12 protein-coding genes are annotated in these 15761 nt (G+C 68.1%); 9 read left to right on the top strand and 3 right to left on the bottom strand.

Annotated features, from left to right (window positions below):
• Positions 1–146 precede the first annotated feature (146 nt).
• Positions 147–941 (top strand): CPBP family intramembrane glutamic endopeptidase, encoded by a 795-nt coding sequence (locus AADV74_RS04500; protein WP_342112234.1) that lies wholly within the window; start codon positions 147–149, stop codon positions 939–941.
• A gap of 177 nt (positions 942–1118) precedes the next feature.
• Here AADV74_RS04500 and AADV74_RS04495 read toward each other — a convergent pair whose 3' ends face one another.
• Entirely contained in the window at positions 1119–4136 is a 3018-nt protein-coding gene (locus tag AADV74_RS04495) for a bifunctional [glutamine synthetase] adenylyltransferase/[glutamine synthetase]-adenylyl-L-tyrosine phosphorylase (RefSeq protein WP_342112233.1), read from the bottom strand.
• An 11-nt stretch (positions 4137–4147) separates the two neighbouring features.
• Complete coding sequence (locus AADV74_RS04490; RefSeq protein WP_135119658.1) at positions 4148–5485, bottom strand: glutamine synthetase family protein; 1338 nt, start codon at positions 5483–5485, stop codon at positions 4148–4150.
• A gap of 70 nt (positions 5486–5555) precedes the next feature.
• Here AADV74_RS04490 and panB point away from each other — a divergent pair, with 70 nt between their 5' ends.
• Positions 5556–6410 carry a 3-methyl-2-oxobutanoate hydroxymethyltransferase gene (gene panB, locus AADV74_RS04485; protein ID WP_342112228.1) on the top strand — a complete coding sequence of 285 codons (855 nt, stop codon included), beginning with the start codon at positions 5556–5558 and terminating at the stop codon, positions 6408–6410.
• Between the two features lie 96 nt (positions 6411–6506).
• On the opposite strand, the gene AADV74_RS04480 is transcribed toward panB, so the two are convergent.
• A complete protein-coding gene (locus tag AADV74_RS04480; protein ID WP_342112226.1) occupies positions 6507–6695 on the bottom strand; it encodes an SPOR domain-containing protein in 189 nt (62 codons plus the stop codon).
• Positions 6696–6735: 40 nt separating this feature from the next.
• Here AADV74_RS04480 and ppgK point away from each other — a divergent pair, with 40 nt between their 5' ends.
• The 7 genes from ppgK to AADV74_RS04445 all read left to right on the top strand — a co-directional run bounded on the left by ppgK (position 6736) and on the right by AADV74_RS04445 (position 15647).
• Complete coding sequence (gene ppgK, locus AADV74_RS04475) at positions 6736–7512, top strand: polyphosphate--glucose phosphotransferase (protein WP_342112224.1); 777 nt, start codon at positions 6736–6738, stop codon at positions 7510–7512.
• Positions 7513–7739: 227 nt separating this feature from the next.
• Positions 7740–7829 carry a K(+)-transporting ATPase subunit F gene (kdpF, locus tag AADV74_RS04470; RefSeq protein ID WP_342112223.1) on the top strand — a complete coding sequence of 30 codons (90 nt, stop codon included), beginning with the start codon at positions 7740–7742 and terminating at the stop codon, positions 7827–7829.
• On the top strand, positions 7830–9506 hold the full coding sequence (gene kdpA / locus AADV74_RS04465) for a potassium-transporting ATPase subunit KdpA (protein WP_342112221.1): 1677 nt from the start codon (positions 7830–7832) through the stop codon (positions 9504–9506). It abuts the gene before it with no gap.
• 2 nt (positions 9507–9508) lie between these two features.
• A complete protein-coding gene (kdpB, locus tag AADV74_RS04460; RefSeq protein WP_342112219.1) occupies positions 9509–11728 on the top strand; it encodes a potassium-transporting ATPase subunit KdpB in 2220 nt (739 codons plus the stop codon).
• Positions 11729–11748: 20 nt separating this feature from the next.
• Positions 11749–12366, top strand: coding sequence for a potassium-transporting ATPase subunit KdpC (gene kdpC / locus AADV74_RS04455; RefSeq protein ID WP_342112217.1), 618 nt, complete (start codon positions 11749–11751; stop codon positions 12364–12366).
• Positions 12363–14930 (top strand): DUF4118 domain-containing protein, encoded by a 2568-nt coding sequence (locus tag AADV74_RS04450; protein WP_342112215.1) that lies wholly within the window; start codon positions 12363–12365, stop codon positions 14928–14930. The genes kdpC and AADV74_RS04450 overlap by 4 nt, the downstream gene beginning before the upstream one ends.
• On the top strand, positions 14931–15647 hold the full coding sequence (locus AADV74_RS04445) for a response regulator (RefSeq protein WP_342112213.1): 717 nt from the start codon (positions 14931–14933) through the stop codon (positions 15645–15647).
• Positions 15648–15761 lie beyond the last annotated feature (114 nt).

Here is a 15761-nt window from a genome sequence, read left to right as displayed (position 1 = left end):
GCTGACCGACGACTTCGGGCCGCATCCCTTCGGGGGTGCGGCCCGTTCTCTATTCGAGGGACGGCACGCCATCGCGGTACTTTACTAGCCAGGTTCCGGACCTATAGCGTGGATCGCGAACGCTCCCCGACTGGAAGGCCACCTCAATGCGTGTGACACCCCGTGTCTGGATCGGTATCGTCATCTTCATCGGCTATGTGCTCGTCATCTACGTGGTCACCAAGTTCAGCGGTGTCCCCTTCCCCGAGATCGGGAAGTCGGCCGAGACCACGTGGCGAGGCGCCGTCCTCGACCTGGCCATCGCCGCGGTGCTCCTCGCCATCACGACGTCACTGCTCGGATGGTGGCGACCGGCGCTCTTCGAACGGAAGCGCTCGCGCCACACCTGGCCGATCTTCGTGCCGATCATCATGTTCATCGCAGCGATCGCCAACCTGTTCACCACCGATTGGACGAAGTTCGACACCTCGTTCGTGCTGTCGCTGGTGGCCCTCGGCCTGCTCGTCGGATTCTGCGAGGAACTGATGTCCCGCGGTCTCGTTCTCACGGCGTTCCGGTCGCGCCTGCCCGAGGTGTGGGTGTGGCTGCTGACAACAGCGCTCTTCGGTGGAATGCACCTGGTCAACGCCGCACTCGGAGCGCCCCTCACGAATTCGCTCGCGCAGGCTGGTCTCGCGGCGATGTCGGGAACGGCCTTCTACATCCTGCGCCGCACCACCGGATCCTTGATCTGGGCCATGCTGCTGCACGGGCTCTGGGACACGTCGGTGTTCGCGGTCGGCCACGCGTCACTCGGCACCGCGTTCGGGTCATACCTCGGACCCGTCGTCGGCGTGCTGTCCATCGCCGTCGTCTACTGGGTCATCAAGGGCACCGACGAGCGGCCGCTGGACTCCCCCGCCCAGCCCGTCGCGGCCGGCGCGGTCCCGGCGAAGCCGTAGTACAGCCGCTCAACGGCTGCCAGGGCGGAACTGAGGCGCTCGGGACCCGCAGGTCCCGAGCGCTTTCACCTGCATGTCTCGTCCGGCTCACCTGACGATCGCGTGCCTCGGAGGCCGTATGTACCCAAACGAGATGTCGGCCTTCCGATCATGACCGCGGAACAGGCGTCGAGAGGATCAGCCAGTCGCGGGCGGAGCGGTCTCGGCGAAGCCGTAGAACAGGCGCTCGAACACCGTGCGTGCCCGACGCGTGGCAGCCAGGTAGTCCTGCTCGAGCTGGGCTGACGATCCTGCCGGGTACGCCAGGATCCGGGCGACACCGTCGAGCTGGATGCGATCGCTGGGAAGCACGTCCGCGGTCTTGTTGAGCCAGAGGGTCATGGCCGAGCGGGCCCGGGACGCGAAGATCCAGGCCGCGCGCAGGGTCTCCGCATCCGTCCCGCCGATGAGGCCCGCCTCCGTCGCGCGGGTCAGGGCCTCGAGGGTGGATGGGGTACGCAGCGCGGGGGTGGCGTGCGCGTGCTGCAGTTGAAGCAGCTGCACCAGCCACTCGACATCGCTGAGTGAGCCGCGTCCGAGCTTGAGGTGACGGGTGGGGTCGGCGCCCTGCGGAAGCCGCTCGTTCTCGACGCGTGCCTTGATACGCCGGACCTCGCGGATGTCGAGCTCGCTGAGTTCGATCGGGTATCGCACCGGCGCGGCCATCTCCTCGAAGTCGCTTCGCAACGACTCGTCGCCGGCGATGGCCCGGGCACGCAGGAGGGCCTGCGCCTCCCAGGTGAGCGACCAGCGCGCGTAGTACGCGCGGTACGACTCGAGCGAGCGGGTGATCGGACCATTCTTGCCCTCGGGTCGCAGATCGACGTCGAGGTCGAGCGGGAGGATGGCCTCCTCGGTGAGACGCTTCACCTCTGCCACGAGGTGTTGGGCGCGCCGCTGGGCCATCTCGGGCTCGGCGGAGGTCGCCCTGTGCACGTAGAGGACATCGGCGTCAGAGCCGAACCCGAGCTCCCGACCGCCGAAGCGGCCCATGGCGATGATCGCGAACTCGATGCCGTCGTCAGCCGTGCCACGGGCCGCCGCGAGGATTCCCGCAATGTGATTGGCCGTGATGTCGGCCAGCGCCCAGCCGAGTTCCTCGACCGTGCAGACGTCGAGGATGGAGGCGAATGCCACCCGCAGCACTTCACGGCGCCGCATCGAGCGGAGGACGCCGGCAGCGGTGTCGGCCGAGCCGTGCCTCGCCAGAACGGCGGCGGTCTCCTCCTGCAGGGCGGCGCGCGGTCGAGGCCGGAGCTCCTCGAGGTCCTCGAGCCAGGCGACCGACTCGGGTATGCGGTCGAGCAGCTCTCCCACGAAGCGCGAGCTGGAGAGTACCCGGGTGAGCCGCTGGGCGGCTCCCGAGGAATCGCGGAGCATGCGCAGGTACCAGTAGGTGGAGCCGAGGCTGTCGCTGAGACGTCGGAATGCAAGGAGGCCGTAGTCGGGGTCGGCGCCCTCGGAGAACCACTGCAGCATGACGGGAACGAGGTGTCGCTGGATGGTCGAGCGTCGGGACACGCCTGCGGTGAGGGCGGCGATGTGGGCGAGGGCACCGTGGGGATCGCGAAAGCCGATGGCCGCGAGACGGGCCTCGGCCTGGGCGCTCGTCAACGCACGTCCGTCGGCCGGCATGGCGGCAACCGCTGAGAGCAACGGCCTGTAGAACAGGCGCTCGTGCAAGCCGCGGACGCGATGCTTGAGTTCCGCCCACAGGGTGGTGAGGGCCTCGGCGCTGTTGGCGAGGCCCGTGGCGCGGGCGATCGCGCGCCTGTCGTCAGGGTCGCGCGGCATCAGATGGGTGCGGGTGAGTTGCCGCAGTTGGATGCGGTGCTCCATGAGGCGCAGCATCCTGTAGTCGCGGGCGAACTCCGCACTCTCGACCCGCCCGATGTAACCGTTCTCGGCGAGGGCCTCGAGGGCGGGGAGGGTTCCGGCCGCCCGCACCGAAGGATCGTCCTGACCGTGCACGAGCTGCAGCAGCTGGACGGTGAATTCGATGTCGCGCAGGCCACCGGGACCGAGCTTGAGCTGCAGGTCGACCTCGTCGTCGGGGATGTTGTCGGTGACCCGCTGGCGCATCGCCTGCACCGAGGCCACGAAGCCCTCGCGGGAGGCACTGGTCCAGACCTTGGGCGCTATGCCGGCGAGGTAGCGCTCGCCCAGGCCCATGTCCCCGGCCAGCGGTCGCGCTTTCAGCAGCGCCTGGAACTCCCAGTTCTTCGCCCAGCGCTCGTAGTAGGCGAGGTGCGATTCGAGCGAGCGCACGAGGGCGCCGTCCTTGCCCTCCGGCCGCAGGTTCGGGTCGACCTCCCAGAGGCCCGGCTCGGTGCCGATGCCGTCGATGCCTCGGATGGTGAGCATCGCAAGACGTGTGGCGATGTCGACGGCACGTCCGGTCTCGAGGTCGGATGCCTCGGCTGCAGCGGCGACGAAGATCACGTCGACGTCACTCAGGTAGTTGAGCTCGGACGCACCTGCCTTCCCCATTCCCATGATCGTCAGCAGGGTGGCGTCGACCTCGGCATCAGGGAACGTGCCCGGAGCTGCGGGAGCGTCAGCGGGCCGGGACACGACGATGCGCGCGACGGCGAGCGAGGCCTCCAGAGCTGCCGACGCGAGGTCTGACAGGCAGGACGCGACGGCGTCGATACCGGCAACGGGATCGGGCTGCTCGAGGTCGAAGGAGGCGATGCGGGCGAGCCAGCTACGGTAGCGGATGCGCAACCGCGCCCACGCCGCGTCGTCGCCGGAGGGATCGGCGACGGCGCCGTCTGTGGCGACGCGCACGAGGTCGTCGCGCAGCTCGTGCGCCGTCGGCAGGCTCCGCAGCTCCGCCGCGAAGGCGCCGAGCTCCTCGGGCCGGCGCAGGAAGAACTCGCGGAAGCCAGTGGACGCGCCGAGCAGGCCGACCAGACGTACCGCCGCGTCCTCGCGCTGCATCACCCCGCGCACAGCACCCGGAGCCTGCCGCGTGAGAGCAAGCCCACCGCCGAGCGCCGCGTCAGGTGACGCCGCCCGCGCGAACACCGGCAGGAGCTCGCGGGCGTCGACGCCCGTCGCCCGGCCGAGCTCCGCGAGATCGTCTGCAGCGGAGCTCAGGTCGGAGAAACCGACGCGCGCGAGTTCAGTGAGGGTGAAGCGCTGTTCCGACATCCGTCAACAGGTCAGAGGATCTCGAGATTGGTGCGCAGCTCGTACGGCGTGACCTGGGTGCGATAGGCCGCCCACTCCTCGCGCTTGTTGCGCAGGACGTAGTTGAACACCTGCTCACCCAGTGTCTCGGCCACGAGCTCCGAGTCCTCCATGAGCGATACAGCGTGGTCGAGGCTGGCGGGCAGGGCGTTGTAGCCGAGAGCCCGACGCTCGGTGTCGGAGAGGCCCCACACGTTGTCCTCGGCCTCGGGAGGAAGCTCGTAGCCCTCCTCGATGCCCTTCAGGCCGGCGGCGAGGATGAGCGAGTAGGCCAGGTAGGGGTTCGCAGCCGAGTCGATGGCCCGGTACTCGACGCGAGCGCTCTGACCCTTGTTGGGCTTGTAGAGCGGCACCCTGATGAGCGCGGATCGATTGTTGTGGCCCCAGCAGACGAAGCTCGGGGCCTCTCCCCCGCCCCAGAGTCGCTTGTAGGAGTTCACGAACTGGTTCGTCACGGCGGTGATCTCGGGCGCGTGGCGAAGGAGTCCTGCGATGAAATGACGACCGGTCTTGGAGAGCTGGTACTGCGCGCCGGCCTCGTAGAAGGCGTTGGCATCGCCTTCGAACAGCGACATGTGGGTGTGCATGCCGGAGCCGGGCTTGTCGGAGAACGGCTTCGGCATGAACGTCGCATAGACGCCCTGCTCGATCGCCACCTCCTTGATGACTGTGCGGAAGGTCATGACGTTGTCGGCCGTGGTGAGGGCGTCTGCGTAGCGCAGGTCGATCTCGTTCTGGCCGGGGCCGGCCTCGTGGTGGCTGAACTCCACCGAGATGCCGAGGTCTTCGAGCATGCGCACGGAGCGGCGACGGAAGTCGTGAGCAGTGCCGCCGGGAACGTTGTCGAAGTATCCGGCGCTGTCGACGGGCTCGGGCCCGTTCTCGCCGTACTTCGACGACTTCAGCAGGTAGAACTCGATCTCGGGGTGCGTGTAGAAGGTGAAGCCACGGTCTGCAGCCTTCGCGAGGGTGCGCTTGAGCACGTTGCGCGGGTCGGCGACGGCGGGCAGTCCGTCCGGTGTCGTGATGTCGCAGAACATGCGCGCCGTCGGGTCGACGTCGCCGCGCCACGGCAGGATCTGGAACGTCGTGGGGTCCGGGTGCGCGAGCAGGTCGGACTCGAAGGTGCGCGTGAGGCCCTCGATCGCCGAGCCGTCGAATCCGAGGCCCTCGGCGAATGCGCCCTCCACCTCGGCTGGGGCGATGGCGACCGACTTGAGGGTGCCGACGACGTCGGTGAACCACAAGCGGATGAACTTGACTCCCCGCTCCTCGATGGTGCGAAGAACGAAGTCGCGCTGCTTATCCATCCGTGCCCTTTCCTAGACGTCCTCAGACTATCGACCAACGGTGCGAGTTGACGTCGTTAGACTCGATGACATGCCAGAGCAGCCTTCCGAGGAGACCAATCCCTACGGCGGCGGGACCACCAGGGGACCGCGGAGAGTGCGCACCAGACACTTCCAGAACGCCAAGGCGAACGGCATCCCGATCACGGGATTGACCAGCTACGACCAGCTCACCGCCCGCATCTTCGACCAGGCCGGAATCGACTTCCTCCTCGTCGGCGACAGTGCAGGGAACAACGTCTTCGGTTACGACACCACGCTTCCGGTGACGGTCGACGAGCTGATCCCGCTGACCCGCGCCGTCGCCCACGCCGCCAGTCGCGCCCTCGTCGTGGCGGACATGCCCTTCGGCTCCTACGAGACCGGTCCCGACGAGGCGCTGCACACGGCGGTGCGCTTCATGAAGGAGACCGGCGCCCACGCCGTGAAGCTCGAGGGCGGTGTGCGCAGCTACAAGCAGATCCGGCGCATCGTCGGTGCCGGCATCCCGGTCATGGCGCACATCGGCTTCACGCCGCAGAGCGAGCACGGCCTGGGTGGACACATCATCCAGGGTCGCGGCAGCGGAGCGAAGCAGCTCCTCGAGGACGCCCATGCGGTTCAGGATGCCGGAGCATTCGCCGTCGTGCTCGAGATGGTGCCGTCGGCAATCGCCGCCAAGGTCACCGAGCAGCTGTCGATCCCGACCATCGGCGTCGGCGCCGGGCCCGATGTCGACGGCCAACTGCTCGTCTGGACAGACTTCGCCGGTATGAGCGACGGCAGGGTGCCCAAGTTCGTGCGGCAGTACGCCGACGTGCGGACGGTGCTCTTCGACGCCGTCACGCAGTACCGGGCCGATGTCGAGTCCGGCGTCTACCCGGCTCCAGAGCACAGCTACGACTGAGGGCCGTCCGCCCGCTGAGGCCCGCGCGCATCGCGCGGTCGAAGCGCCCGTCAGTGCGCTTGGACCGCGGACTTCGTCCGGGTCTCAGCAAACGGGTCAGCGGTTGTCGGCCGCGTCCTCTTCAGCCCACTTGGCGCTGTTCTCACGCAACTTCTCGAGTGCGTGCTCGGCCTCGGCGTGGGTGTCGAACGGGCCGACGCGCTCTGCCGAAGCCGACTCGAAACCGTGCTCGACGGCGCCGGTCTTCATGTTGTACCAGTACTTGTGCTCGAGGTCTGAGGCCATAGTGCGATCTTACGACCGGGCGTCCCGATAGTCTGCTGTCATGGCAGCGCAGCACGCGATCGGGATCGACATCGGCGGCACCGGCATCAAGGGAGCAGTGGTCGATCTCTCGACCGGCGAACTGGTGACGGACCGCATCAAGCTCTCCACACCCAAGGGAGGTGAGCCCGACGACATCGTCGCGACCGCCACGGAGCTGCTCGCCAAGCTCGACAAGCACGCCGACGGACTCGCCGTCGGCGTCTGCTTCCCTGCCGTCGTGAAGAACGGGCGCACCATGTCGGCCGCGAACGTATCGAAGAAGTGGATCGGCCTCGAGGCCGAGAAGCTGTTCGAGAAGGAACTCGGTCGAGACATCCACTTCGTCAACGATGCGGATGCCGCAGGCTACGCAGAGGCCCGTTTCGGCGCCGCCAAGGACGTTCCGGGCGTCGTCCTGCTCACCACGCTCGGCACCGGCATCGGCAGTGCCCTCATCAATGACGGTGTGCTTGTTCCCAACACCGAGCTCGGCCACCTCGAGCTCAACGGCCACGATGCCGAGAGCAAGGCCGCGTACTCCGCCATGGAGCGCGAGGAGCTCGACTGGAAGCACTGGGCCAAGCGCCTGCAGAAGTACTACAGCCACCTCGAGATGCTCTTCACCCCCGACCTGTTCGTGGTCGGCGGCGGCGTCTCGAAGAACTACGAGGAGTTCCTCCCCTTCCTCGAGCTGAACACGAAGATCGTGCCGGCAGTGCACCGCAACAACGCGGGCATCCTGGGCGCTGCAGCCCTCGCTGTCGCCCTCGGCGTCGGTGGAGCGCCCGCGCAGTGAGGAACCCGTGAGCGTTCCGGCGCTCACCGTCAGGATGCCGTGAGGACCGGCATCCGCTCGCCCTGAGACGGGTTCGATGAAGCAGGTGGCCACGCAGCCACTGCGCACGGCATCCCGTGCGCACGGTCTTCATCGGAAGAGATCCTCGTGCTCGACATCGTCTTCATCGGAGGGATCGTCGCGCTCGTCGCGCTCGTGACCCTCATCGCTCGAGGGGTGGAACGGCTGTGATCGCCGTCGACATCCTCGCCGGCCTTCTCGGCATCGCCGCCTTGGCCTACCTCGTGGTCGCGCTGCTGCACCCGGAGCGCTTCTAGATGCCGCCGCTCGTGCTGCTCATCCTCCAGCTCGCCACTCTCGGCCTGCTGCTCGGACTCGCCTACCGCCCCCTCGGCGATTACATGGCCTCCGTCTACACCTCCAGCAAGGACCTCGCCGTCGAACGCGGCCTCTACCGTTTCATCGGGGTGAAGAGCGACTCCGACCAGGCCTGGCCGAGCTACTTCCGCGGGGTCATCGCGTTCTCGGCCGTCGGCATCGTTCTCGTCTACGCCGTGCAGCGCCTTCAGGAGTTCCTGCCATACGCGCTCGGTCTTCCCGCAGTGCCGGAGAACCTCGCCTTCAACACGGCGATCTCCTTCGTCACGAACACCAACTGGCAGTCGTACTCCCCCGAACTCACCATCGGCTACACGGTGCAGCTGATCGGCCTCGCCGTGCAGAACTTCGTCTCCGCCGCCGTCGGCATCGCCGTGGCCGTGGCACTCGTGCGCAGTTTCGTGCGCCGGTCGAGCTCCACCATCGGCAACTTCTGGGTCGACCTGTTCCGCGGGACCATCCGCATCCTGCTTCCACTTGCAGCGATCTTCGCCGTGGTGCTGATCATCGGCGGGGTCATCCAGAACGTCTCCGACTACACGGATGCCGCCACGCTGACGGGCGGAGCCCAATCGATCCCGGGCGGGCCCGTGGCATCGCAGGAGGCGATCAAGCTGCTGGGAACGAACGGCGGCGGCTTCTTCAACGCCAATTCCGCGCATCCGTTCGAGAACCCGACGGGGTGGACTAACCTTGTCGAGATCTTCCTGATGCTCGTCATCCCGTTCTCGCTGCCGCGCACCTTCGGCACGATGGTCGGCGACAGGCGTCAGGGCTACGCGATCCTCGCCACGATGGTGGCCTTCTTCCTGGTGTCCGTGTCGGCCATGACAGCCTTCGAACTCGCAGGTTCCGGCTCGGCCACGAGCCTCGCCGGTGGCGCCATGGAGGGCAAGGAGCAGCGCTTCGGAATCGTCGGTTCGACGATCTTCGGCACGACGAGCACCCTGACGTCGACCGGCGCAGTCAACTCGATGCACGACTCGTACACCCCCCTCGGTGGGGGCATGGCGATGATCAACATGATGCTCGGCGAGGTCGCCCCCGGCGGCGTGGGAGCAGGACTCTACGGGCTGCTGGTCGTCGCGATCATCGCTGTCTTCCTCGCCGGACTCATGGTCGGGCGAACGCCGGAGTACCTGGGCAAGAAGATCGGCACCCGGGAGATCAAGCTCGCCAGCCTCTACATCCTCGTCACGCCCACCCTCGTACTCCTCGGCACAGCGCTCAGCTTCGCCATCCCGGCCGTGCGAGCCGACGTGGAAGGCACGTCGATCTGGAATGCCGGCCTGCACGGCTACTCGGAGGTGCTCTACGCCTTCACCTCGGCCGGCAACAACAACGGGTCGGCCTTCGCCGGGCTCACCGCGAACACACCGTGGTTCAACACGGCACTCGCCGTGGCGATGTTCCTCGGGCGCTTCCTGCCGATCCTGTTCGTGCTCGCCCTCGCCGGCTCCTTGGCGGCGCAGGACAGGGTTCCGGTCACCTCGGGCACCCTGCCCACGCACAAGCCGCTGTTCGTCGGCCTGCTCGTCGGCACCGTACTCATCGTGTCGGCACTCACCTACTTCCCCGTACTCGCGCTGGGTCCCCTGGCTGAAGGGCTGAACTGATCATGTCCACCATCACCGAACCGACCCCGGGATCCGGCCCCCGCTCGACCCCCGCTCAGGCACCGGCGCAGCCGCAGTCGTCGAAGACGGAGGGTGGCGCCTTCTCGGCCCGCCAGCTCGTCAGCGCGCTTCCCGGTGCGCTGCGCAAGCTCGACCCGCGATCGATGTGGCGGAACCCCGTCATGTTCATCGTCGAGGTGGGAGCTGCACTCACCACCCTGCACGCTGTCGTCGAGCCGTTCGTCGCCGGGTCGCGCGAGTCGGGTGGCACCGTGATGGCGCCAACCTTCACCATCGCCATAGCGATCTGGCTCTGGCTGACCGTGATCTTCGCGAACCTGGCTGAAGCTGTGGCCGAGGGGCGCGGCAAGGCGCAGGCTCAGAGCCTCCGCGCGACACGCACGACCACAGTTGCGCAGCGAATTCTCGCCTACGACGCAATGACGGATGCCGCTGCTGAGCGCGCGATCATCGAGGAGACGGCATCCGCCGACCTGCATCTCGGCGACACCGTGGTGGTCGTCGCGGGTGAGCTGATCCCCGGCGACGGCGACATCGTCTGGGGCATCGCCTCCGTCGACGAATCGGCGATCACGGGAGAGTCGGCTCCAGTGGTGCGCGAGTCCGGCGGAGACCGTAGCGCTGTCACCGGCGGAACCCGCGTGCTCTCCGACCGCATCGTCGTGCGCATCACCTCGAAGCCGGGCGAGACCTTCGTCGACAGGATGATCCGGCTGGTCGAGGGAGCCTCGCGGCAGAAGACCCCGAACGAGATCGCACTGAACATCCTGCTGGCGACACTCTCGATCGTCTTCCTCGTGGTCGTGCTCACCATCGGGCCCATCGCCGGATACTCGGATGCCGCCCCCAGCGTTCCGGTCCTCATCGCCCTGCTGGTGTGCCTCATCCCGACCACCATCGGCGCGCTGCTCTCCGCCATCGGCATCGCGGGCATGGACCGGCTCGTGCAGCACAACGTACTGGCCATGTCCGGACGCGCGGTCGAGGCGGCCGGAGATGTCACGACGCTCCTGCTCGACAAGACCGGAACCATCACCTACGGCAACCGCCAGGCATCGGAGTTCCTGGCCGTGTCGGGAGTCACCGCCGCCGAGCTGGCGGCCGCCGCACGCGCGTCGTCGCTGAGCGACCCGACGCCGGAGGGCCGGTCCGTCGTCGACCTCGCCGATCGGCTGGCTGGCGACACCGGCGCCGGCGCCGCGTCGCGTGCGGCATCCGCCGCCGACGACAACCCTGCAGGCGAGGTGGTGCCGTTCACGGCACAGACGCGCATGAGCGGCGTCGACTACGCCGACGGCTCCATGGTGCGGAAGGGTGCCGCGTCGATGGCCATCGAGTGGGTGCGCTCGGCCGGGCCTGCGGCATCCGGAACCATCGCAGAACTCGATCAGCTCGTCACTCGAGTGTCGGAGTCGGGCGGAACCCCGCTCGTCGTCGCCACCCGAAGCGCGACAGGTGAGGCGCGCATTCTCGGCGTCATCCATCTGAAGGACGTCGTGAAGACGGGCCTGGTCGAACGTTTCGCGGATCTGCGTCGCATGGGCATCCGCACCGTGATGATCACGGGCGACAACCCGCTCACCGCGAGGGCGATCGCTGCAGAGGCCGGGGTCGACGACTACCTGGCCGAGGCCACACCCGAGGACAAGATGGCGCTCATCCGCCGCGAGCAGGAGGGCGGGAACCTCGTCGCCATGACAGGCGACGGCACGAACGATGCCCCGGCGCTCGCGCAGGCCGACGTCGGGGTGGCGATGAACACGGGCACGTCGGCGGCGAAGGAGGCCGGCAACATGGTCGACCTCGACTCGGACCCGACCAAGCTCATCGACATCGTACGTATCGGCAAGCAGCTGCTCATCACCCGCGGCTCGCTCACCACGTTCTCGATCGCGAACGACGTGGCGAAGTACTTCGCCATCATCCCGGCGATGTTCGCTGGGGCCTTCCCGGGACTCGCAGCCCTCAACGTGATGCACCTGCACTCCTCGGGATCCGCCATCCTCTCGGCCGTCATCTTCAACGCCGTCATCATCGTGATCCTCATCCCGCTCGCCCTCCGCGGGGTTCGGTACCGGGCGGCATCGGCATCCGGAATCCTCGGCCGCAACCTGCTGGTCTACGGACTCGGCGGCGTGATCGCACCCTTCATCGGCATCAAGCTCATCGACCTCGTCGTGAGCCTGCTCCCCGGCTTCTGACACTCAAAGGACTTCATCCCATGTCTCCCCTTCGCGGATCATCGCGCCAGTACTGGGTCGCCATTCGCGCGATGCTCGTGCTCACCCTCCTCCTCGGAGTGCTCTATCCCCTCGCGATCACCGTCATCGGTCAGGTCGCGGCCCCGGCCCAGGCCAACGGCTCGCTCGTACGCGTCGACGGGAGGGTCGTCGGGTCGTCGCTCATCGGTCAGGGCTTCACGGATGCCGACGGCAACGCCCTGCCGGAATGGTTCCAGTCCCGCCCGTCGGCCGCCGGCGACGGCTGGGATGCCGCGGCATCCAGCGGCAGCAACCTCGGCCCGAACAACGACGACCTGCGCGCTGCGGTCGGCGACAGGCAGGCTGCCATCGCGAAGGCCGACGATGTGCGGGTCGACGACATCCCGGCCGATGCGGTGACGGCATCCGGCTCCGGACTCGATCCGCACATCAGCCCCGCCTACGCGCGCCTGCAGGTGCAGCGCGTCGCCGACGCCCGCGGCCTCGGAGTCGCCGAGGTCTCGGGGCTGGTCGAGTCTATGATTCAGGGACGCGACCTCGGCTATCTGGGCGAACCGACGGTGAACGTGCTGCAGTTGAACATCGCCCTGGCAGAGATGGATACGGGTAACCAGTGACTCGCGGGCGATTGAGGGTCCTCCTCGGTGCGGCGCCAGGCGTGGGCAAGACCTACGCGATGCTCGAGGAGGGCCGCCGCCTCGTCGAGGCCGGCAAGGACGTCGTCGTGGCCGTCGTCGAGACGCACGGGCGTGCGGCGACGGCGGCGATGCTCGAGGGCTTCGAGGTGCAGCCGCGCGCGCAGGTCGACCACCGCGGTGTCGTGCTCGCCGAGATGGACCTCGATGCCGTGCTGGCGCGTCGCCCAGAGGTCGCCCTCGTCGACGAGCTCGCCCACACGAATGCGCCGGGCTCCCGCAACGAGAAACGCTGGCAGGACGTGCACGAGCTGCTCGACGCCGGCATCAACGTCTACTCCACCGTCAACATCCAGCACATCGCCTCACTCAACGACGTCGTGCAACAGATCACCGGTGTCGTGCAGCGGGAGACGATTCCGGATGCGGTTCTCAGGGGTGCCGACCAGATCGAGGTCGTCGACCTCGCCCCGCAGGCGCTCCGTGACCGCCTCTCCGAAGGCCAGGTCTACCCGGCCACCCGCATCGACGCCGCGCTCTCGAACTACTTCAGGCTCGGAAACCTCACCGCACTGCGCGAACTGGCACTGCTGTGGCTCGCCGACGAGGTCGACAGTTCTCTGAAGCGCTACCGCGCCGAGCAGGGCATCGACGCCAAATGGGAGGCACGCGAGCGGGTCGTGGTCGCTCTCACTGGAGGCCCTGAGGGCGAGACGCTGCTGCGCCGGGGCGCCCGCATCGCGGCTCGATCTGCTGGAGGCGATCTCCTGGCCGTGCACGTGATGAGCCAGGACGGCCTGCGCGAAGCGCACCCGGGGTCACTGGCCCGCCAGCGTGCCCTCGTCGAACAGCTCGGCGGTTCCTATCACCAGGTGGTCGGCGATGACGTGCCTCGCGCTCTCGTCGACTTCGCTCGCGCATCGGATGCCTCCCAACTGGTGATCGGCGTCAGTCGACGAAGTCGCCTCGCGGCGCTGCTAAGCGGGCAGGGCATCGGCCAGACCGTCATCCGCGAGTCCGGCGACATCGATGTGCACATCGTCTCGCATGCCCAGGCCGGAGGCCGCTTCGCCCTTCCCCGGCTCACCGGCGGACTGACGCGTCGGCGTCGGGTGTGGGGGTTCGCCGTCGCTCTGGTGGTCGGCCCACTGCTCACTCTGCTGCTGTCGGCCAACCACTCCGATGCGTCGATGGCGAGCGATGTACTGAGCTACCAGTTGCTCGTCGTCGTGGTCGCGTTGATCGGAGGCTTCTGGCCCGCGATGTTCGCCGCGGTCCTGTCGGGTCTCAGCCTCGACTTCTTCCTGGTGGCCCCGCTGCACCACATCACCATCAGCGATCCCCTGCACCTGCTGGCGCTCGCATTGTTCATGGTGGTCGCCGCACTCGTCAGCTACGTCGTCGATCAGTCCGCGAAGCTGAGCCGGCTGTCGCGACGTCGAACGAGCGAGGCGGAACTCCTCGCCACCGTCGCCGGCAGTGTGCTCCGCGGCGACGACGCCCTGCAGGCCCTCGTCTCCCGCACCCGCGAGGCGTTCGGACTCTCCGAGGTGCGCCTGCTCGACGGTGAGACCGTGCTGTACTCGGACGGCGAGCCCGAGCTCGCCATCGGCGCGACCGGGGCTGCTGTCGGCCCCGTCGCTGCCGTACAGACGACCTCACTCCCGGTCACGGGCGCCGTGGTCCTCAAGCTCTCCGGTCGTGACCTCGACGCCGCAGACCGCCGCCTCCTGGGTGTGATCATCGCCCAGATCGCCGCTGGGCTCGAGCACTCCCGCTTGGCCGCGACGGCCGAGGAGATCGGTCCGCTGGCCGCTGCGGACAGAGTGCGCACCGCCCTGCTCGCCGCCGTCGGCCACGACCTGCGCCGCCCACTCGCATCGGCGACCGCCGCGGTGACGAGTCTGCGTTCAGCCGGCATCCGTCTCGATGACGATGACAGGGCTGCCCTGCTCGAGACGGCGGAGGTGTCGCTGCATGCCCTCGCCGCCCTCGTCACGAACCTGCTCGACGTGAGTCGCGTGCAGGCCGGAGTGCTGGGCGTGACCCTGGCCGACGTCGACGTGGACGACGTGCTGCCCCTCGTCCTCGATGAGCTGCAGCTGCCGCCGGGAGCGGTCGAGCTCGATCTCGCCGACGATGTGCCTGCTGTGCGAGCGGATGCCGTGCTCCTCCAGCGCGCGATCGTGAACATCGTCGCCAACGCGCTGCGCTTCACGCCCGACGACACCGTGCCCATCATCACCGCCAGCACGTTCGGGGGGCGCGTGCAGCTGCGCGTCATAGATCACGGTCCCGGCATCCCCGAGGATCGCCGCGACGACTCCTTCGTCGCCTTCCAGCGCCTGGGCGACACCGACAACCTCTCGGGAATCGGTCTGGGCCTCGCGATCGCCAAGGGCTTCGTCGAGGGCATGGGCGGCACTCTCGAGGCCGAGACCACTCCAGGCGGAGGGCTGACCATGGTCATCAGCCTGGCGGCATCCGGCGCCGACCCCGTCTCCGACTGGGAGCTCCCCGCCGCTCCCCTCACGAAAGAAGCCTGAGTGAAGATCCTCATCGCCGACGACGACCCCCAGATCCTGCGGGCACTGGGCATCACGCTGACGGCGCACGGCTACGAGGTGGCCGTCGCGCACGATGGACGGCAGGCGATCAGCGAGGCCGCGGCGCAGCATCCGGACCTCATCGTGCTCGACCTCGGCATGCCGCACCTCACGGGCATCGACGTGATCGTCGCCGTGCGGGGCTGGAGCGCCGTGCCGATCCTCGTGGTGTCGGGCCGCGCCGACTCCGCGGACAAGGTCGATGCCCTCGACGCCGGCGCCGACGACTACGTGACCAAGCCCTTCGCGATCGACGAACTGCTGGCACGCATCCGTGCGCTCACCCGTCGCACCCCGGCCCAGAGCGACGAACCGGTCGTGCGCTTCGGCGACATCACGGTCGACCTCGCGGCCCACCAGGTGCTTCGAGCGCCGGATGCCGGTTCGTCGGCCGAGCCCGCCATCGTGCGGCTGACCCCGACGGAGTGGAAGATGCTCGAGGTGCTCGTGCGGAGCCCCCGTCGACTCGTCACGCGCACGACGCTGCTCACCGAGGTGTGGGGGCCGCAGTACACGAACGACACCGGCTACCTGCGGCTCTACGTCTCTCAGCTGCGCAAGAAGCTGGAGCCGGATCCGGCGCATCCGCGCTACCTCCTCACGGAGTCCGGCATGGGCTACAGGTTCGTGCCAGACGAGGAGCCGGCGCCGAACTGAGCCAGCCGGCGAACCGCCGGTCGCCGGGTGTCGACCGCGGACTCCGTCAGGGCCTCAGCGACCGAGGTGGTGAGTGGGCCGCCCGCGTCGCGAAGCGGCGCCAGACAAGCACAG

The sequence above is a fragment of the Leifsonia stereocauli genome (assembly GCF_038432415.1).
Taxonomy (GTDB): domain Bacteria; phylum Actinomycetota; class Actinomycetes; order Actinomycetales; family Microbacteriaceae; genus Orlajensenia; species Orlajensenia stereocauli.
The sequence above is the reverse complement of the archived record's forward strand: the minus strand, read 5'-3'. Positions and strand labels throughout refer to the sequence as shown.